This is a genomic window from Nostoc sp. NMS9 (assembly GCF_017114995.1).
In the GTDB taxonomy this organism is placed as follows: domain Bacteria; phylum Cyanobacteriota; class Cyanobacteriia; order Cyanobacteriales; family Nostocaceae; genus Nostoc.
In genome coordinates this window covers 172,974-193,862 of sequence record NZ_JABXKL010000071.1, presented here as the reverse complement: position 1 = coordinate 193,862, position 20,889 = coordinate 172,974, and the positions used below count along the sequence as shown (strand labels likewise).

Annotated in this window: 16 protein-coding genes; 10 read left to right on the top strand and 6 right to left on the bottom strand. The window is 42.3% G+C overall.

From position 1 onward, the window contains the following. The first annotated feature begins 13 nt into the window (after positions 1–13). The 5 genes from HWQ40_RS21610 (at position 14) to HWQ40_RS21590 (ending at position 6,173) form a co-directional block, all read left to right on the top strand. Positions 14–2,266, top strand: coding sequence for a chemotaxis protein CheW (locus HWQ40_RS21610; RefSeq protein WP_292781594.1), 2,253 nt, complete (start codon positions 14–16; stop codon positions 2,264–2,266). 33 nt (positions 2,267–2,299) lie between these two features. Next, positions 2,300–2,521, top strand: coding sequence for a hypothetical protein (locus HWQ40_RS21605; RefSeq protein WP_292781593.1), 222 nt, complete (start codon positions 2,300–2,302; stop codon positions 2,519–2,521). A gap of 2 nt (positions 2,522–2,523) precedes the next feature. Continuing rightward, positions 2,524–2,730, top strand: coding sequence for a hypothetical protein (locus HWQ40_RS21600; RefSeq protein ID WP_292781591.1), 207 nt, complete (start codon positions 2,524–2,526; stop codon positions 2,728–2,730). Between the two features lie 267 nt (positions 2,731–2,997). Next, a complete protein-coding gene (locus HWQ40_RS21595) occupies positions 2,998–3,114 on the top strand; it encodes a photosystem II reaction center protein I (RefSeq protein WP_041566417.1) in 117 nt (38 codons plus the stop codon). Positions 3,115–3,311: 197 nt separating this feature from the next. After that, positions 3,312–6,173, top strand: a complete 2,862-nt coding sequence (locus HWQ40_RS21590) for a DUF3769 domain-containing protein (protein ID WP_292781588.1) — start codon at positions 3,312–3,314, stop codon at positions 6,171–6,173. 267 nt (positions 6,174–6,440) lie between these two features. On the opposite strand, the gene HWQ40_RS21585 is transcribed toward HWQ40_RS21590, so the two are convergent. Together HWQ40_RS21585 and HWQ40_RS21580 are read right to left on the bottom strand one after the other, a co-directional pair. Beyond that, the gene (locus tag HWQ40_RS21585) at positions 6,441–6,725 is read right to left on the bottom strand and encodes a hypothetical protein (RefSeq protein WP_292781585.1); all 285 of its coding nucleotides are present in this window, start codon (positions 6,723–6,725) and stop codon (positions 6,441–6,443) included. A 209-nt stretch (positions 6,726–6,934) separates the two neighbouring features. Further along, entirely contained in the window at positions 6,935–7,447 is a 513-nt protein-coding gene (locus HWQ40_RS21580) for an outer membrane beta-barrel protein (RefSeq protein WP_292781582.1), read from the bottom strand. 432 nt (positions 7,448–7,879) lie between these two features. Here HWQ40_RS21580 and HWQ40_RS21575 point away from each other — a divergent pair, with 432 nt between their 5' ends. Continuing rightward, a complete protein-coding gene (locus HWQ40_RS21575) occupies positions 7,880–8,569 on the top strand; it encodes a class I SAM-dependent methyltransferase (protein ID WP_292781579.1) in 690 nt (229 codons plus the stop codon). Between the two features lie 368 nt (positions 8,570–8,937). Here HWQ40_RS21575 and murJ read toward each other — a convergent pair whose 3' ends face one another. Beyond that, positions 8,938–10,542: a murein biosynthesis integral membrane protein MurJ gene (murJ, locus tag HWQ40_RS21570; RefSeq protein WP_292781577.1), complete on the bottom strand. Its 1,605-nt coding sequence runs from the start codon at positions 10,540–10,542 to the stop codon at positions 8,938–8,940. A 768-nt stretch (positions 10,543–11,310) separates the two neighbouring features. Between murJ and HWQ40_RS21565 the strand changes: the two genes are divergently transcribed. Further along, positions 11,311–14,328, top strand: a complete 3,018-nt coding sequence (locus HWQ40_RS21565; RefSeq protein ID WP_292781574.1) for a GAF domain-containing protein — start codon at positions 11,311–11,313, stop codon at positions 14,326–14,328. A 215-nt stretch (positions 14,329–14,543) separates the two neighbouring features. Here HWQ40_RS21565 and HWQ40_RS21560 read toward each other — a convergent pair whose 3' ends face one another. The 3 genes from HWQ40_RS21560 to HWQ40_RS21550 form a co-directional block, all read right to left on the bottom strand. Beyond that, positions 14,544–15,467 carry a hypothetical protein gene (locus HWQ40_RS21560; RefSeq protein ID WP_292781571.1) on the bottom strand — a complete coding sequence of 308 codons (924 nt, stop codon included), beginning with the start codon at positions 15,465–15,467 and terminating at the stop codon, positions 14,544–14,546. A gap of 44 nt (positions 15,468–15,511) precedes the next feature. Continuing rightward, complete coding sequence (locus tag HWQ40_RS21555) at positions 15,512–16,018, bottom strand: pentapeptide repeat-containing protein (RefSeq protein WP_292781568.1); 507 nt, start codon at positions 16,016–16,018, stop codon at positions 15,512–15,514. Positions 16,019–16,116: 98 nt separating this feature from the next. Then, positions 16,117–17,637 (bottom strand): LCP family protein, encoded by a 1,521-nt coding sequence (locus HWQ40_RS21550; RefSeq protein WP_292781566.1) that lies wholly within the window; start codon positions 17,635–17,637, stop codon positions 16,117–16,119. 115 nt (positions 17,638–17,752) lie between these two features. On the opposite strand from HWQ40_RS21550, the gene HWQ40_RS21545 reads away from it, so the two are divergent. The 3 genes from HWQ40_RS21545 to HWQ40_RS21535 all read left to right on the top strand — a co-directional run bounded on the left by HWQ40_RS21545 (position 17,753) and on the right by HWQ40_RS21535 (position 20,870). Then, positions 17,753–18,817, top strand: coding sequence for a mannose-1-phosphate guanylyltransferase (locus tag HWQ40_RS21545; protein ID WP_292781563.1), 1,065 nt, complete (start codon positions 17,753–17,755; stop codon positions 18,815–18,817). A 78-nt stretch (positions 18,818–18,895) separates the two neighbouring features. Next, positions 18,896–19,192: a membrane protein insertion efficiency factor YidD gene (gene yidD / locus HWQ40_RS21540; protein ID WP_292781560.1), complete on the top strand. Its 297-nt coding sequence runs from the start codon at positions 18,896–18,898 to the stop codon at positions 19,190–19,192. A 31-nt stretch (positions 19,193–19,223) separates the two neighbouring features. Beyond that, on the top strand, positions 19,224–20,870 hold the full coding sequence (locus HWQ40_RS21535; RefSeq protein WP_292781557.1) for an AarF/ABC1/UbiB kinase family protein: 1,647 nt from the start codon (positions 19,224–19,226) through the stop codon (positions 20,868–20,870). Positions 20,871–20,889 lie beyond the last annotated feature (19 nt).

Sequence of the window (20,889 nt, the reverse complement as noted above, 5' to 3'; positions counted from 1 at the left end):
GAGAGTTGTTTTCATGAGTACCGATTTTGTCCCCCAACCGCAGAACGACGATCGCTTTCTAGAAGAAGCGATCGATTTGTTACTGTTCTTGGAGCAGGAGTTGCCTAACTATACAAAAGACAGTAACCCTGGTACAGCTTTGGCTCTTATGGAAGCTGCTCGCTCTCTGCATTCGATTGCCATAGCAGCCGAGCTAGATGCCATTGCCATAGTTGCGGCTGCACTAGAAGAGATTTTTCAGCTTCTGCATCAGTATCGGGCAACTGTCAACGCCCCAATCGCCTCCCTGTTGTCGGAAGGATTAGATTGCCTACAGATGCTGTTGATGGCATTTTTAACAGCCTCGCAAATTGACGAAGTAGAAATTCTGGAGCGGATGTCTGCCATTGTTGCTCGTCTACAAGCAGAGTTTGGTGATCGCCAACAAAGCGTTATCCCCCAGGAAACAAACCTTGAGACATCGATAGAGCAACCGCAAGAATCTCAACCAGTTATTCAGTTTGGCGATTGCTTGGCCAAGGTAGAATCTTTTACAGCTCTACCAGAGCAAGTCATGGTTAAAGACAAGGATAGTCTTGACAGGGAACTAATAGATGAAACTAGCCCCCAGTCTGACAGCCTTGTTCACGTACATACCGAGCAACTTCCCATCAATGTAGGGGAACTAGCAAACCCGAAGGAGTATGGGGAAGAAGATTTTCATGCTTGGTTGGGGGATTTTTCCCTGCCGACTGAAACTTCTGTTGCATCCCTAGTTAAATCTGTTCGCGATCGCCATCCACTCTCTTTGCAAGAATCCATTTCTACCATTGTTGCAACAAGTATTCCAACCGCCACACCCATCAATATTAAGCATCTCGAACAACTAAACGCGCTAGTTGCAACATTATTAACTACATATAATCAGCAAGCCTGTCAGGAAGAACAACAACAACATACGATCGGGCGGTTGCTCCGACAAGTTAAACGATTACAACACCTGCTGGATAACCTACAGGAATGGTCAGGACGTTTAGCAGCAATTTCAGATACCCTTTCTCCTCTAGCTGCTTCTCGCTCTCAGCAATTATACAGTACTCTTCAATCTGTTTTGGCTGAAGCGTCTCAGGTGGCATCAACTGTTCATTCGCTGAATAACAATCATCATCAACTCAAACAAGAACTCATACAGCAGGAAAAGTTGCTTAACCATTCTTCCAATTTAGTCAAAACAGTTACAACTATTCCTTTAAAAGTAGCCTTAGAACCGTTGCATCGGCTTTGGTCTCAGTTACAAGCTCTACAAGATAAGTCTGCTAGACTACATTTACAAATTAGCGATATCCAAGTCGATCGGGCATTTAGCGATCGCCTCCATGCTCTCCTGTTGCATATAAGTTGCTATTTACTAGAGCAAAGTATTGAGTCTCGCCAAACACGCCAACAGCTAGGTAAAAATAGCAACGGTATTATTGAAATTCAAGTTTACCAGCAGGGAAATCAACTGATTATTGATGGCTGTGATGATGGTGCAGGAATTAACTTATCTCAAATTTATCAACAAGCTTTAGCCCAAGGACTCGACCTTACAAAACCAGGGGATATCTTACAAGAACTGGTACTTGAACCAGAGGTTTCATCTGTTTTATGCGATCGTGCTGCCTTAGAGTTAGGAGTAGAATTAACTGAAGTTTGCAAGCAATTAACAGCTATTCAGGGAAGAATAGTATTGAAGTCTAAAGCTGGACATGGTACGGCCTTCTCGCTCCAAATTCTCCTCGATCAAAAAATTGCTCAACTTATCGTCTGTCAAGCTAACTCCAGAGTCTATGCATTTATTGCTGATTCTGTAGAGCAGATTTGTCTATCGCAGTCCGAACAAATTATCCAAACTCAAGCGGGACGCATGTTATTTTTGCAGTCTTCTGGCAGATCCAGTGCCTTCCTTGGTTGTGCTCATGAGCATCTAACAACAGAAATGCTCGTCCCTATCCACTTATTGACTGATGTACTGACTTGTCCTAACCATCTTCCCACCTCAGTTACTACTTACAGCACAGATACACTAAATGCTTTCAAGCAGGATAAGCCTTTATTAGTATTTCGTTACTTAGACAAACGATGTGCTTTAGAAGTAGATTGCATCATCGGCAAGCAATCCTCTGCGATCCATCCTCTGGGGGAAGCAATCCCAGTTGCTGCTTATATTCAAGGAACTAGCATTCTTGCCAATGGGCAACTTAGCCTGGTATTGGATGGTAACCTTCTCACAAAATCTCTAGCTTGAACTCAATACAGGAGTAATGCGATTTTGTGAGGTTTGGTCAAAAATACATCACAAATAAAAAATCAAAATCGATTAATTGTTCTTGTTCCTTACGCTACTGGACAAGAGTTTTATTCAGAATGTACAGATGAAGTCGCTTATTTACCAGTTTATGTAGAAACAAAAGATGAAAATTTAGTTTTAATGGCTGTTGCTATTGTAACTGCCGAGCTTTTGAACGATTTTGAATCACGCACGTCTTCAATCTTACTTTAGATATGCGCTTGTGGGGAAGTCGTGCAACAGGTAGCGTTGACCGTGAATGGTTGCAGCAGAAGGTAGTACAAGGTTGTTTTCCATTACACCCATTAGCTACTTACTGTTTACCAAAATTAAACGCTGTTCTTGCTCTGGGCATTGGGCATTGGGCATTGGGCATTGGACATTGGACATTGGGCATGGGGAATAGTAACTATCCCCTGTAACCTGTTGCTTTTTTTGGGAAACCTTTGCCATCAGTCAACGTCACAAGGGTAAACGTCTCTGAGTTATTCTTTCTTAAGGGCATCTACAAGTCAGACAACTGACATCTTGTACGTTATCAATAACCGTAGGGTAGACATTGCTAGTCCTGAGTCCCCAGAGTCCTCTAAAAAAGGGACGAGATTTGGGTAATATAAAGTAGCTATCTTTTCTGCATTGCAGATACTGAAAGAAAAGCTTTCTTTGTTTTACCCGTTGGAGATATTTCTATGCTGACTTTAAAAATCGCTGTTTATATTGTTGTTGCCTTCTTCGTAACTATCTTCATCTTCGGATTTTTGTCGAACGATCCAGCTCGTAACCCCGGCCGTCGGGACTTAGAGTAAAAGGGCGATAAATCATCCGCGACTTTGGAAGGCGGAAAATACTAAACGCCACGGAAACTTACTAAGCGAAAATTTAGTAAGTTTCTTTCTCCAAGTAGCTTGCTGTAGGTAGCAGAAGGCGACAGTCGGAAGGCAAAATGTATGTTTAATCCTTCCCTTTGTCATTTGGCTGTTTGTTAGCCCGATTTTGCTCACTTATGCTTCATCCAGTTCTGCCACCTAATCCGCCTCCTATCGTTGAATCTTTACAACCTGTAAATCCCGCCTCATCTGCTAGTCATACAAAGTTTCTTTCAGGTGTAGATACTGGAATATACGAAAAGACAGACAAATCCAAGCAGCCCAAGAATTTGGCTCAGTTGGCAATTTCGGGTAACACCAAGAGCGATCCTTTATTGTCAACTCCGATCAACTCAACTCAAGATGACTTGGTAGTTGCTGAAACTTCTTCTGTACCTCATTCACCAGAAACCTTTCCACCAGAAAGTTCCCCACTCGCTGGTTCTGCAACTGCTGGGCTTTTGGGGCAGCCGCTGGTTGTTAGTTATCCCACGCAAGAGGTTACAACCTCTAATCGCCAAGTTAAAGAAGACACAAAGACAAGTCCGAGCGTCGAACCCCGCCCCTCGGAACTTCTCCTGATGTCGGCGCTGCGTAAACGGGAGATGCAAAGAAAAGTCGAAGCGGAGGCTTCAGACCAAAACGCAAAAGATGAACCTTCTCAAAAAGTCAGTCAGCGCTCGCTAAATCCAAACTCTAATGGTGGAGAAAAACCAACCTTTTTGGACTCTTCTAGCTTTAGCTATAGAGTTTCTCCAAGTCCCCTTGTCGCCCAATCTCCACGCCCTCTTCAAATCGCCCCAACTCTCACAAACAGCAACAAGTTAGGCAAATCCAAGGCAGAAATTTTAGCTGAGAAGTTAACCCAACAAAAACAGCAACGTGATATTACTACACAACAGTCTCTAAAACAAGCCAATATCTCTGTATCTGCTGCCGATCTAGCACCGAGTTCTCAATCAGTACAAAATTTCATAACATTTAAGTCTCGTAAGCCCACAAACCAACTCTCAGCACCCATCACTGTAGAATTTAAGTCCCAAGTCCAGCAACAAAGCCAAGTACCAACGCCTACACCACAGGTAAATACCACTCAGCCACAAGCTCAACCATCTGGTACAACTGCGCCAGCTACCACACCGCCAGCCGGACAAAGAATTGTAGAAGTCACTTCAGATCGGCAAGAGTATGACGAGAAACAGCGAATTATTACAGCTGTAGGTAATGTAATTGTGCGATTTGATGGGGCGGTGGTGGATGCCGATCGCTTACAAGTTAATTTGGACAACTTGATCGCTGCGGGGTTCGGCAACGTAACCTTAACACGGGGCGACCAGATACTGCGTGGACAACGCTTTACCTATAACTTCGTTCAAGATCGTGGGGAACTGGAAAATGGTAGAGGAGAAATTTACGTACCTTCAGCACAAACAGATTTTGCTTTTTCACCCACGGCTGTAAGTGCTGGTGGAGTTTCAAAACGTCCGCCCAGCGATCGCATTAGAGCCAATCAACCCATTTCTGGCGTGAGTAGCCCTGGAGGAATTGATGTGATATTTGGTGGTCAGGCAGATGCTAGCAACATCCCGCCACCGAAAGCAGGGGGTGCAGTCAATCGGCTCAGGTTTGAAGCTGAACAAATTGACTTTTATCCGCAAGGCTGGCAAGCAAGTAATGTCCGCATCACCAACGATCCGTTTTCGCCCCCGGAATTAGAATTACGCGCAGATAAAGTGACTTTGACGCGAGAATCACCCTTGGTAGACCGTATTAGGACACAGCGACAGCGTTTGGTATTGGATCAAACACTCTCATTACCAATTCCGCTGAATGAGCGGACTATTGACCGCCGAGAGCGGGACGTTACACCTGCAATAGTCTCCCCTGGCTACGATGGAGAAGATCGGGGTGGTTTGTATATTGAGCGTGGCTTTCCAGTAATCGATACAGAGCAGACACGTTGGACAATCACGCCCCAGTTATTATTACAGAGAGGTGTGCAAGAAGGCACGGGTGACTTAGGCGCACTCTTTGGTGTGAAGACCAAGATAAATTCTGTTTTGAGTCCACGGACGATAATTCAGGGAACTGGGGAGTTAACTAGTTTTAACTTGAATGACGTGGAAGAAAATTTGCGAGTGAATTTAGGATTGCGCCAGACATTAGGCACTTCTCTTCCCCACACATTGAATGTGCAATATAACTACCGGGATCGTCTCTACAACGGTACTCTGGGTTTTCAAACTGTCCAGAGCAGTTTTGGCGGTATTATTACCTCTCCGGTGATTCCTTTAGGAAAAAGTGGCATCAACCTCAACTACCAGGCAAGTGCCCAGTATATTGATGCCAACACCGATCGCCTAGACTTGCTAGAACCAGTGCGGGAAAACGATCGCATTTCACTTGGTCGTTTACAAGGTAGTGCTACCCTCAGTAGAGGGCTGTTGCTGTGGCAGGGAAAACCATTACCACCCACTGCCAGTGAGGGATTGCGATACACGGCTAACCCTGTAGTTCCTTACTTGCAAGCGATCGCTAGCCTTACAGGCACTACCAGTTATTACAGCAATGGTGATAACCAAAGTACCCTAATTGGTACAATTGGCTTACAAGGGCAAATTGGTCATTTTTCTCGACCTTTTTTCGACTATACGGCCTTTAATATTAGTTACTCTCAAGGCTTAAACAACGGATTATCACCCTTTTTGTTCGATCGCTCCGTTGATAACACAGTATTGAGCGCTGGAATATCACAGCAAATCTACGGCCCTTTTCGCTTAGGCTTCCAAACATCTGTTAACTTGGATACTGGTAAAGAAACTAGCACTGATTACATTTTGGAATATAGCCGTCGCACCTATGGCATCACCTTACGTTACAATCCGGTGCTGGAGTTAGGCGGCTTCAGCATCCGAATCAGTGATTTTAACTGGGGTGGTGGCACCGATCCATTTTCGGAAATTAAGCCAGTAGTGAACGGTGTGCAACAGGATTATTAATGAATAGTGCTGAGTGCTGTACATGGATAGCGGGGCGTTTAGCCCGTGCTGAGTCAATACGGTTCTGATAAGCAGGGGAGGCGGGGGAGGAAAGAGAGTTATTATTAAGCCATTCAAATTGAATCTTTGTATCTTCGTGTCCCCGCATAAGAGCGTCTTTCTAGCGATTTGAACTATGCAACTTAAAAGCACATCAGCTTATTGCCTGCCTACACAAATAAATTCAGAAATCAAAGCGGACTGCTGATTTTCTATCTTTTGCCCAGTTTAAGGACTGGGGACAACTCGACAGGCGATCGCACAATTGGTTGATGCACCACCAGGTATTCTCAAGCTGGCATAGTCGCCGCTTAGTTGAACGCATGATGGTGGTTGATGTAGGGTTACACAGCATCTGTGAACTGCGGCTTGGTATTCTCGCCATTGCCTACGAATTGCAATACTTGCAGCATCGTCACCTAAATCTGAAAATCTTAGCCCCGCTCGCATCAGCCAAGATTCTACGTCAGTTGTTTCACCAACTATTTCTGGAATGGGATTAATCTTTTTCATCAGTAATATCTTATACGTGTATTCTCAATTACTCATTTCACTTTAAAAGAAAGTATCAATACTAGCCAATATCATTTTTTATCAAAATCATCAATAAAAATTATTCATACCTGAATAGAATACTCAGGTATGAAACAATGAATTACTATTACGGCTGGTAAACAGCATTGCTTTAGCTTCTGAATAGGCCGTTTTCTAGCTTGTAATTACTAGAAGCGATAGCCTAATCCGGCTTGGAAGCTGACGGCATCAGCATCACTATTTCTGTAAGCGTCAATACCCCACTTAGTATCACCGTAGGCAATGACATTTTTGCTAACTTCTGATTCAATCCCAAGGGTGACTACAGGTGAATTCCGATTGCCCAATGGAGTTTTTTGACCTTCGTCAGTTACAAAGGAATAACCACCACCGAAGTAAAGGTTAGTATTTTTGGCGATGGGCGCATCATAAGTGACTATGGGCATAATTGCAGCAGCATCACCACCATACAACACAGAACCCCGCAGTGAAACAGGGGCATTGGGTACGGCGTATCGTCCTTGAATATTACCACCGATTTGTGCTTCATCGTTTCCTTGTCCGCCACTGGTTGCACCAACAGCAACACCAGCACCGATGTAATTACCGTTAGTACCTGCTGTTTGAGCAGATGCAATACCGGCTGAGAGGACAATAGAAGCAACAGCAAGGAAAGAGGCAGCTAATTTTGTAAATTTCATAGAATTATTCTCACTAGAGTTAGTAAAATCAATGTTCTCTAGTACTAGAATCTCTTTTTTTACAAAATGTAACCTCACGCATCTGGTTCACCCAAGTGGCTGAATTATTTCTCACCCACTTGGGTATACCAACTGAAAAATTCAAAATTCTTTAAATCGAGTAGTGGGTGCGATCGCGCTTTTACCCCTGCCTTATCCCAAGGATAATTATTTACGCCGACCTACTTAAGCATCTCCAACAGAATGGAACTAGCCTGATTGACTGACAGGATCTCCTGAACTCAGATGCTGGAGATGCTGTAGATAAATTTCCCGCTTAAATTGATTGAGCCACTGCCCTTGGGATAATACTTCATCTGCTCCTATTGAGTCAGCAGAACTTTTAGCTGTAAAATTTATCTAGAGTTGATGAGAGTAGATGATAAGCTGGCAATGACCAATCAAATTCTGCAACAACAAATTGCCTACTATCGTGCTAGAGCCAACGAATACGATCAGTGGTTTTATCGCCTTGGTCGTTACGATCGCGGTGAGCAACTAAACCAGCGTTGGTTTAAAGAAGTTGATATTGTCAAACAGGATTTACAAGAAATTGTCCAAGCTGAGGAAATCTTAGAATTAGCCTGTGGAACAGGAATTTGGACACAAGAGCTTTTAAAAACTGGACAGAAAATTACTGCAATTGATGCCTCCGAAGAAGTAATTGAAATTAATCGTAGCAAATTAAATTCACAAAAAGTAGAATATCACCAAATTGATTTATTTGCCTGGGAACCGCACGCTGAATATGATTTAGTATTTTTCTCTTTCTGGTTATCTCATGTGCCGCCAGAATTACTGAAATCGTTTTTGCTAAAAGTTTATAAATCTGTGCGTGTCGGCGGACAAGTATTTATTGTTGACTCGCGCTTTGAACCGACATCTACAGCTAATAACCATATTCTGAATGATGATGGCAGTATCTACAAAAGCCGGAAGTTAAATGATGGGCAAGAATTTCAAATAGTGAAAGTTTTTTATCAGCAAGATGAACTGGAAAAGCATCTGATACAAGTTGGTTTTAAAGCCGATGTAAAAGTGACAGACCATTATTTTATCTATGCTAATAATACGAAGTTTTAGAATTAATTTGTAATGTTGGACACTCATCTAATGGTTGCTTAAGTGACGATGGTTAAGAATCAAATCTTAATCATTTTTATTTTTTCTAACGACTATAGCTCGTCAAAAACCAAGGTACAGTTTCTGCTTTATCTGGTTGGTATGACTCTGTTTACATTTCCGATGACCAGTTCTACGACTACAGCGATACTAATCTCACTTTCATCCTAACAAGAGAAAATACGCCTCTAGCACCTGCCAGTAGTTATACAGCCACCCAAAATATTTCTATTCCTAACTCTGTAGCAACAGGCGATGTCTACGACGGACAGCGCCGACGCTATCTATATATTTGGATATTTCTTAACATTGGCTAGAGCGATCGCTCGTTATTTCTTCAAAAAGCGTTGACGTAGACGAGATATAAAAATATTCACCTCTGGTATTTTCAACCATGAAGCGATCACAGCAAACACCACAATCCCTACGAAGCCAGATACACACAACTGCAACACCAGAATCAGTAAACCCGTTTTACCTAACAAATACTGAGAACCAATCAATGTCCCATAGCTTGCTACCCCAGCTACCACGCTCCCAGCAGCCAAACCCAAAATCGGCAAACTCCACTCGCGCCAAGGTAAACCATTGAGTTTGCGATCAAGCAACCATAACAGCATTAACATTGAGCTACAATTTACACCCACCGTTGCTAATACCAAACCGGGAGCGCCAAAAGGTTTAACGAAAAACCAATCTAATAAAATGTTGAGCAAAATGTTAAAAATACTGATGCGAAAAGGTGTCTGTCCATCGCCTAAAGCATAGAATACCCGCACCAAAACATCACGCCCCAAATAGACAAACATCCCAATTCCATAAGCTACTAGCAAGGATGAAACTAGCTGTGTGGCTTCTGGCTTAAAAGCACCGCGCTCATATACCACCTGTACAATGGGTATAGATAGCGCCACCATCAGCGCCCCTAACGGTAACATGGTAAAAGCAGTGAGTAAGAGTCCTTGGCGAATCCGTAATTTTAAGTCCTGCCAATTTTCGGGGCCAGCAAGTTTGGCAAATATCGGTAATAGAGGCAGCAAAATAATATTAGAAATAATCCCCAAGGGAGTTTGGACTAATAGATTGGCATAGTTAAATCCTGCCGCTGCACCAGGGATAGGACTAGCAAAATAAAGGTCAGTGGCAACATTAATTGGCATCATTCCAGAGGAAATCGTTGCCGGAGTCATGATTTTGATCACTTCTTGAACGCCAGGGGATTTAAAATCAAACCGCAGACGTAATGTGCCCAATCCTAACCGCCATTGAACAATTAGCTGCACTAACCACTGGAGAATTGCTCCTGCTAAAGTTCCCCAAGCTAAGACCATTCCCCCGATTAAAGCGTACTCCGGTTTAATAATATTCTTGCCCAGTTGCATCGCCAAGATAGCAAGTCCGCCAACAACGGTAATACTCGATAATAAAGGGCTAATGGAGAGTAACCAATATTGATTAGCTGTATTGAGAGTACCAAAGCCAATGCCAATTAAACCGGCAAATAAAGCCATTGGTGCCATAATGCGGAGTTGTTGAATGGCGATCGCTCTGGTTGTTTCTTCCAAACCATGACCGACTAAATCAACGATCGCATCCGCAAATAGAACTTGAGCCACTGTCACCAGCAACAGCACTCCTCCTACCAGCGTTGTCACGGTTTCCACTAGAGGAGCCGCTTCTTCTCGGCGACGCTTGGCTAAAACGCTGACGAGCGCACTGTGTAATGGTCCATTTACGCCACCAAGTAAGATCAATAGAAAGCCAGGGATAATATAGGCATAACTATAGGCAGTGGCAGCAGCACCAACACCAAATGCGGCAGCGATCGCTTGCTGCCGCACTAAGCCGAAGACTTTACTAATTAATGTGGCTGCGGCAACAATGCCAGCAATTCCAGCGAAAGAACGAGAGGGTTTTTGATCTTGTTGTGTCACGAATAATACCCGACAACTCTTGCAGAGTGCATACTTTAAAACATTTAACCTGAAATTCCACAGTCTGTCAGGTAAATTTTGACAAATTAGTAATTTTAAATGCCTACGCCAAGGGCAAAGGCAAAGCTATGCCATTCGCAAAGCGTCTCGTAGAGAAGGCGGGCTACGCCTACGCTCAAAATTAAATTGCTATAATACAGCGAATTACAAGTTAGTTAGATCGCGATTCCGAAGGGATTCAGACCGCTTTTCTGATTTGCCCCGACAACACTAACTTAATACAGCCTTGCCTAAGTTCGTAGTGAATATACCCAAATAAACTTTGCGCTCCTCTTTATTTAAAATTAAATCCTCAATTGGCGACAAATTTACAAAATTGTGTACTTAGTCATCTGTTTTGTTGTGTACAAGCCAAAATTATTTTTTAACCCATTACAAGGATAGATCGAGAAAGGGGAACTATAACAATAACCATCTTCTGGGAAATAGTTGAACTAGGGACTGGGGATTGGGGACTAGGGACTGGGTATCAGGCGAGATTTGAATCCCAAACAAATTTTACTTATATTTTCTTCCCTAATAGCCAGTACTCAGTCTCAGAGCGCCCATTCGTCCCCAACAAGTTGCCATTCATCTGAAATTGGTGAATTCTGGACGCGGCCAGTTGAAGACTGTAAAACTTTGCAGTTTGTCATATTTGTGACACTTCTTAACCCCATGAACTTTGGTGTGAGGAACCCTTGTATAAAAACGAGATAATCCAGAGCAATGGAACCCAATTTAAATTTCACAGAAAATCAACTTCTCTTGTCCAGCACTCAACTTCAAGAGCAACTAGAGCAACAAAAGGCTTTGGCGAGTGTAATTGTCCGAATTCGGGAGTCTCTGGACTTAGAAACAATTTTTCAAACGACTGTTACACAAGTGCGTCAGTTGCTAAATGCTGACCGAGTAGCAGTCTTCCAGTTTGACCGCGAACAAAACTGGGAGGGAGAATTTGTTTCTGAGGATGTTGCACTTGGCTGGGACTCAGCAATGGCAGTAAAAGTTTATGACCACTGCTTTGGAGAACAATTTGTTTCTAGTTATCAACAAGGTCAAGTGCAAGCAGTAGCAGATATTTACAAGGCGGGACTGAATGATTGTCATGTGGCAATTTTGAGTAAATTTCAGATACAGGCCAACCTCGTTGTCCCTCTATCCCGCCAGAAGGAACTGTGGGGATTGCTTTGCATTCATCAGTGCAGTGAGGCTCGTGACTGGAAAGAATCGGAAATTGAGTTTATTCGTCAAATTGCTGACCATCTTACTGTTGCGATTCAACAAGCAAAGCATCTCCATGAAGTCCAATTGCAAGCCGCAAAATTGGCTCAAGCAGTTCAGCGCGACCAAGTAATAGCTAAAATTGTCGATGAAATTCGCTCACCCCTTGATATTGAAACTATCTTTAAAACCACAACTCAAGAAATACGCAAGCTGCTGCAAGCTGACCGAGTTGCCATCTTTAGCTTCAATCCCGATTGGAGTGGTAACTTTGTAGCTGAATCATTTGCGGGAGGCTGCACTCCTTTAGTTGGCGTTCAGCCTGCGATCGCTGATACTTATTTACAACAGACGCAAGGTGGACGTTACGTTAACAACCAGACATTTATAGTTAATGACATTTACCAAGCCGGATTAACAAACTGCCACATAACACTGTTAGAGCAATTTCAGGCAAAAGCCTTTGCAACTGCCCCCATTCTCCAAGGAGATCAACTTTGGGGCATCATCGCTGCTTATCAAAATGCCTCACCCAGAGAGTGGCAATCTTATGAAGTCGAATCACTGAGCAAAATCGGTACACAAATTGGTGTAGCAGTGCGACACCATAAGTTGCTGGCATACGCTCAGTACCAAGCAGAGCAACAAAAGACATTAACTAGTGTAATTACTCGAATTCGGGAGTCTTTAGATTTAGATACAATCTTCCAGACTACTGTCACTGAGGCACGGCAAATGCTGCAAGCAGACCGAGTAGCAGTCTTTCGTTTTGACCCGCAAAAAGATTGGGAAGGGGAATTTATTTCTGAGGATTTTGTGCCTGAGTGTAACTCGGTAATAGCAGAAAAAGTTTATGATTATTGCTTCGGTGAAAACTTTGCACACCTTTACGCCCAAGGTCGAGTAAATGCGATCGCTGACATTTATCAAGGAAAGTTCCCCGGTTGCTACATCCAAATCCTAGAAAAATTTCAAGTGCGGGCAAATATGATCGCACCTCTATTGAAAAAAGGTGAACTTTGGGGATTGCTATGTATTCACCAATGCAATGCTCCTCGCTACTGGCAACCCTCTGAAATTGAATTTGCCAGCCAAATAGCCGAGCAATTGGGAGTCGCATTAAAACAGGATTCTTATTTAAAGCAAGTTCAAATGCAGGTTGTCCAGTTAGCAGAAGCCACTGAACGCGAAAAAGCAATGGAACGGCAAGAATTGCTGGCTGCAACCATTGATAAAATCCGCCAGTCACTCGATATTAAAACTATTTTTAGAACCACTACTCACGCTGTGCGAGAGTTGCTCGAAGTCGAGCGAGTTGCAATCTACCGTTTCAACCTGGATTGGAGCGGTAAATTTGTGGCAGATTCTTTTAAAGATGGTTGGAAACCTGTTGTCCAAGCTCAACCAATGATTATAGAAACTTTTGAGGACACAGATGACGATAACGAACTTCCGCGTAACGAAACCTTTGTTCCAATTCGGGAAGGTGAAAAATTATGGGGATTATTAGTTGCTTATCAAAATTCGCAACCACGTTATTGGAAAGAGGAAGAAATTAATTTACTGGCTCAAGTTGGGGTGCAATTAGGAATTGCGATTCAGCAAGCAGAATTACTAGAGCAAACTAAACGTCAAACCTTGGAACTGTCTCAAACTCTGCAAGAATTAAAACAAACTCAGACCAGGTTAATTCAGGGTGAAAAAATGGCGGGATTAGGACAACTACTTGCTGGAGTTGCCCATGAAATCAACAATCCTATCAGTTTTATTTTTGGCAATCTTATCCATTTAAGTGAATATACTCAAGAACTCCTAAAAGTAGTGAAACTTTACCGTCAAAACTCCTCAATATTGCCAACTATCCAAGAGCAAATCAACAAGAGTGATTTGGACTTTATCATCGAAGATTTACCCAAAACCCTTGAGTCAATGAAAGTAGGAACAGAGCGGATTTGTGATATTGTGCTATCACTACGAAACTTCTCTCGTACAGATGAGGCTGAATTGAAGCCAGTAGATATTCATGAAGGGTTGGATAGTACTTTGCTAATTTTAGGACATCGCCTCAAAAATAATAACGATCGCCCAGCTATTGAGATTGTTAAACAATATGATAGTTTACCTTTACTCGAATGCTATCCTGCACAATTAAATCAAGTATTTATGAATCTTTTGAGTAACAGTATTGATGCATTAGAGGAAAAGTTTAACACTATACAGCAGAGGTATTTGAAATTATCACAAACGTGTCCGAGAATACCCTTGACTATCTGGATTAATACGCAAGCCATTAATAATCAGATTGTAATAAGAATAGCTGATAATGGTCTTGGAATTCCAGAAGAGGTGCGATCGCATATATTTGATCCCTTCTTCACTACCAAAGCACCAGGTAAAGGTACGGGGTTAGGATTGTCTATTAGCCATCAAATAGTAGTTGATAAACATAATGGTCAAATGAAATGTTCTTCTAAACCAGGAGAAGGAACAGAGTTTTTGATTGAAATTCCCAGCAGTAATTAGAGGCGATTGATTTTTGACAATTCTCAGTCAATCTTAAATAGGGGAGCCAGGGTTTCCTCCGTTCCCCGAAGGTATCATAACTGCCATTGCGTTATGTCATTAGACTAATACACCAACGCCTGAATCAATATAATTTATTTATAGTTTAGGACGTTTTTTGGGATGCGATCGCAGAGTTGATCTTGAGAAAGCGGCAGAATTGGTATAAATAGGTACTAATTGGCAGCGAGAAAACTTTTGATTATCTTAACTATTTCTTGTTTCTCTTCAAACCTAGAACTATAGCAGCCACTTAAAGATACGCTTTCACCAGATATTAACGTTAAGCTAACCCGATAAACAAAGCCATCTTCGCTAGAAGAGCTTTCAACCTTAATCTCGACAATTTCATTCAACGAGTAAAGAAAAACTGCTTTTCCCAATGTCCCAAACCATCTATAGTGGCTGAGAGTTAAACTATTTGATTCTTTATCAAAATTACAGTTTATAAATGAACCTGTCGCTATTACGAATAAACATAATAAAAACCAAAATAGGGTTACGCCAATTGCTGCATAGCCTTTTAAAGTATCATCTTGCTTAACTACTAAACTTTTTTCTAACGGTTGTGCTAAGAAATTATTAATTTTTAATATTATCAATTTTGCTTCTTCGTAATAAGAATCGCTGTAAGCAATTCGTGTAAATAGAATAGTTTCTGTGTTAGTTAATAATTCAACTCGATATGTATATAGGATTTTTCCCTCTTTATCAGTTTTAGTTTGTTTTTCTAAACGAGTTCCAATTAACCCAGTAATTTGTTTTTGGGTTTTTTGATTACCAAAAAAATCAAATTCTCGCAATTTACATATAATTTTTGATGACTTTTGCTCAATAGTGGAAGCTTGTAAATTTTGCGGAACACGGTAACAACTAAGTTGTGTAACTGGTATAATCGCGAAAATAGCAAATAATAAAATTATCCCTGCTTGTCCAATAAATAACCCAATAAATCGAAGCAACTTCGGTTGAATAGTAAAATTAAGTTTATTTTGTGTTTGCTCATGGATTTTTAGATTTTTACCTTTGTGAAAATACCAAAATAAAAGCAAATTTGTAATTAATAATACATAATCTAATAAAGAAGCTTTATTTTCCATATTCCGATAAAATATCTCTCTTTTATGCTCAACGCCGAGATTCTTCACTTACAACCCAAACTATCTCGTGTTGACACACCTGTAACTGGATTTACACCATCGGCTCTTTCACACAGCAATGACACTTGATAGCGGTCAATTAAAGCATCGGTAAAATCAGCACCAGTGACATCAGCATCATAAAAGCGGCTACGGGTCAAAGTTGCTTCAGTAAATATGGCATTTTTCAGGTTAGCACCATCCATAGTGGCGCGATCGACTAAAGCGCCGCTCAAGTTCGCATCTTCCAAATTTGCCTTTAATAAAACTCCTTTAGTCAGAATTGCGTTGGTTAAATTCGCTGCTTGAAAATTCGTCCCCCGCATTTCTGCTGCGACAAAAGTTACACCGGCTAAATCAGCATGAGAAAAGTCACGATTTTCTAAATTTATATTGTTGTAATTGATTGTGTTTATCTGAGCAAAAGCCGGTTTGGGATTAAGTATTATCCACCCAAATGCTAGTAGTAAAATCACAATCAAACCCAAAAAGCGCAGTAAAATCTTTTTCATAATTTTATTATTTGTCTTTTGTCATTAGTCTTTTGTCATTTGTCCTCTGTTAGTTAACAATGACTAATGACTAATGACTAATGACTAATGACTCTTGGCTATTTCCAATCTTTACCAATGCGGATTGTCAGATCGGATTCTAAATCACCAATGGCAGACACCTCGATTTGACCTAAGCCTAAGACTTTTTGCAAATCAACTCCAACTCGTCGGTTGCCTTTTTGGACAATAATCTGAGTTTGACGTTGGGTATCTGGCCAATCAGGCACTTTGTAAATATTATTAAAGCCTTTCTGTTTCAGATAAGCAATAACTTTTTCAGTTAGCTGAGGTTGATTTGAAGCATTTTGAATAGCAATTTTGAGGTTAGGAACCTGACGCATATCTGGCTTTAGACCAGGTACATTTACCCCAACATAATCATTCAACAGGCTCTGTTGTCCAGTCATATTCAGCCAATAGCTATCAGGGTCTTTGCTAAAACGGCTAAAGGTACCAGGCAACACGGTCATTTGGAAATTATCTCGATCTAGGTTAAGACCGAAATTGACCAACGCCATCATTTCTTCCATCTTCAGGTTGGTATCAAAATATTTTCGCATCAAGCGAGTTAATTGAGGCAACCTGGGTAAGATGGTGGGACTATTTAAGCGTTGCAGCAAGGCTGCTGTTAGTGCTTGCTGACGTTGTACTCTCGGCAAATCTCCCAAACCTGGTTCGCGGAATCGGGCAAACTGTTCTGCTTGTTCGCCGTTGAGGGTTTGCCAGCCACTGACTAAATTAATCGATAATCGACTGCTAGAGTCTTTATATTCCATTGATTGGGGAACAAAGACTTCTACTCCGCCTAACTGATCGACTAACTGCCGTAAGCCGCTAGTAGAAATGCGGATGTAACGATCAATTGGGGCGTTATTTAAAGTACGGCTAACTACCCGTGCTGCCAAGACAGGGCCGCCTTTGGCATTGGCATCAGATACCTTAGTTAATCCCTTTTCTCCCTTTTCGGGGATGGCGATCATCGTATCTCTGGGAATGGAAAGCACCCTTACAGATTTTTCACTAGGGTTCAGTCGTACCAGTAGCATGGAGTCGCTTTTCCCTGCAAAGCTTTCTGGTGAGCCATCAACGGTACCGCTGACTGGTTCAATCCCCATGATTAAAATATTCATCGGACGTGAAAGCTTGTACTGGGAGAGTTTGCCCCATAACTCCCCTGGTAATGGGATTTTTACTTCGTCTTTAGCAGTAGTTCCTAAATCTTCATCTGTTCGATCTAGATTGCTCCATAAAGGAGTCCACAGCGCTAACGTTGACACCAGCAGCCCAGATAAGATGATGCCAATGACAACCGTCATAAACCATAACAGCCATCGAGGCATGGTTAAGCCCAGTCTCTCAGAAAGCTGATTGGGAAACGCGCCCACAGATTCGACGACGCTACGGTTCGGATTCGCTGGCTGGTTTAGTTCGACCTGCTCCTCCTCTGAGTCGGCTACTGGTGCTGACGTTACTTGATTTTCTGTCCGTTGAAGTTGCGACGATCGCACGTCACTTTCAAACTCTACTACTTGTTGAGACGTAACCGGATTTTCCGACCATTCGACTTGTTTTATCACAATTATCTCCCCACTCAACCACTCCCTAAAAGTATGTTAATCCAAGCTACAAATATTGCCAGTGGAAAAGCTCACTGTAAACTTGTAATGTTCTTCGGTAGGCGTGTATGACAACATGAATACTTTATTGTTCCCCGTAATCCTAGCTGGTGGTAAAGGTGAACGTTTTTGGCCCCTAAGCCGCAAAGACCGACCCAAGCAATTTTTAAGTCTTGATGGTAGCTCTAGAAGTCTATTACAAGCAACCGCCGATCGATTGATTGAACTCGGTGGCGGTTGGGATTCCTTGTGGGTCATAACTTCTAGTCAGATAGCTGAAGGCGTAAGACAACAACTACCCGATCTACCAGTTGAAAACTTGCTGATTGAATCGGAAGGAAGAGACACTGCCGCAGCTGTTGCTTGGACAAGTTTAGAAATCAAACAGCGCTATGGAGAAGACGCTGTTATTGGCTTTTTCCCTGCTGACCACTGGATTGCTGACCAAGAGGCGTTTGCACACACATTAAATGCAGCAACACAACTGGCAGCAAGCACAGCAGCGATCGTTACACTGGGGATCAAGCCTACTTTTCCATCAACCGGTTACGGCTACATTGAACAAGGTGAAAAAATAGGTAGCTTTAATGAGTTGCCAGCTTATCACGTGAACCGTTTTACTGAAAAGCCCGACCGGGAAACGGCAGAGACTTTTTTATCTACGGGGCGTTTTAGCTGGAATAGTGGAATGTTCGTTTTTCGGGCAGGGGTTGTTCTCAAGGAACTACATACCCATGCTCCGGAAATTATCGAACCTTTAGAACAACATGGTCCTGATATCTATCCCCAGTTGCCTAAGAAGAGTATAGACTATGCGTTAATGGAAAAGACCACTCTAGCATACGTTTTGCCAGTTGATTTTGGTTGGGATGATTTAGGAGATTGGAATGCGATCGAACGTTTACTGAAGACAGAAGAGACTCCAAACGTGGAACTCGCTACTCACGTAGGTTTAGATACGCAAGGGGCGATTATTTACGCCTCAAATCCAGAAGATGTAGTTGTTACTATTGGTTTAGAGGATGTGGTGATTGTGCGCGATCGCAATATCACTCTCGTTGTCAAAAAAGAACGTACCCAGGAAATCAAGCAGATCCTTAAAATTCTCCAAAGTGATTCCCGATTTACTGACCTGCTATAAAAGTTAGAACCCTTGGCAGAGGCGAAAATGTCTATTTTCCCATTATAACTTGACAGTCTGTTATTTTATCTGACAGTTATGGACATTATTAGCTTTGAGCCTCTGGCCAAGACAATGGCAATCGATTCTATTACCGCCTATCAAAAATATATTTCTCCGTCCAAAGGATTTTCTTGTTCCCATCGCTTATTACACGGCGGGGATTCCTGCTCTAATTACGTCAAACGAATGCTGAGTGAACAGAAGCTCCACGAAGCCGTAGAATCATCCATAAAAAGATTTCAAGATTGTGCGGCAGCTAGCAAAACTTTAACAAGCATCAAAACTAGAGCCGATTTCGGTTGTATTGTCATCCCCTGCTGTTTACCTCTTTAACTCCTCTGCCTCTTTGCAGTTTTTTACAAAAATGTTCCTCACCCAAACTGTTCCCCGTCAACGAGAAATCCTTGAAGTCTTCCTTCGCAATGGCTGGGACTATATGCGAAGGTTACTTACTGGTGGCAAAGCTGATGAACCCCAGCTGCCGACACCTGCGGTTTTAAAAAATGTCCTGGTAGACTTGGGGCCAGTTTACGTCAAACTTGGTCAGTTAATGTCTACCCGCCCTGACTTACTGAGCGCCTCCTATATTGAGGAATTGTCAACTCTACAAGATGAAGTACCGCCAGTTCCTTGGTCAGAGATAGAAATAATTCTCCGTAAAGAATTAAAACGTCCACTAGCAGAAACCTTCAGCACAGTTAACCCAATCCCAGTCGCCGCCGGATCGATTGCCCAGACACATCGAGCTACACTAGCAGACGGTCGAGAAGTCGCTCTGAAAGTGCAACGTCCGGGAATAGATATTACTATTGCCCAAGATATTGCTTTAATTCAAGGTATTGCCGATTTAGTGGCGCGGACTGAGTTTGGGCAAACCTACGAAATTAAATCCATCGCCGAAGAATTTACCAAAGCTTTAGAAGCCGAGTTAGATTTTACCCGGGAAGCGGGTTTTACAGATCAACTACGTCGCAACTTATCCCAGAGTCGCTGGTACGATCCCACACAAATAGTGGTGGCGGAAATTAACTGGGAATTGACCACAGAGAAATTACTGGTAATGGAATGGCTGGATGGAGTGCCGTTCCTGGCCGCGGATTTGGATAATGACCCCAACGTTAAAGACTCTGCCGAAAAGCGTAAAGAAATAACTACTTTGTTATTTCGGGTATTTTTTCAGCAACTATATATTGATGGCTTTTTTCACGCCGATCCCCATCCAGGAAACTTGTTTTATCTGAAAGATGGGCGTGTTGCCCTGTTAGATTGTGGAATGGTCGGAAGACTCGATCCCCGGACACAGCAGATATTAACAGAGATGTTGTTAGCGATCGTTGATTTAGATGCTCAAAGGTGCGCTCAGTTAACTTTGCAGCTATCAGATTCTGCTCAACCAGTAATTTTGTCGCGGTTAGAAAATGATTACGATCGCATGTTACGTAAGTATCACAATGTCAGCCTCACACAAATAAACTTCAGTCAGATAATTTATGAAGTTTTACAAGTTGCCCGCAACAATAAAATTAGGTTGCCTAGTAATATGGGTTTGTATGCCAAAACCTTAGCAAATTTAGAAGGGGTAGCGCGGACATTCAACCCAGAGCTTAATTTTTTTGATGAAGTCAAACCATTAATTACAGACTTATTTCGTCGCCAGCTAATAGGGGATAATCCAGTGCGATCGCTTTTGAGGACAGCCTTGGATCTGAAAAGTCTGTCTCTCCAATCTCCCCGCCAAATCGAACTGTTATTAGACCGAGTTACCTCAGAAACCTTACAGTGGAATCTCTCGCTGCGGGGTTTAGATGGTGTACGGCGCACTATGGATGATGCCGCTAACCGACTATCTTTTAGTATATTAGTGGGTTCGCTGATTATGGGTGCGGCAATTATTTCTACCAGAGCGCAGACAACTCAGCTATCTTTTTTAAGCACCATCCTATTTGCAGTCGCTAGTTTATTGGGTTTGTGGTTAATTATTAGTACATTGCGATCGGGACGTTTACGGTAAAGCCATTGAATTATTTCTG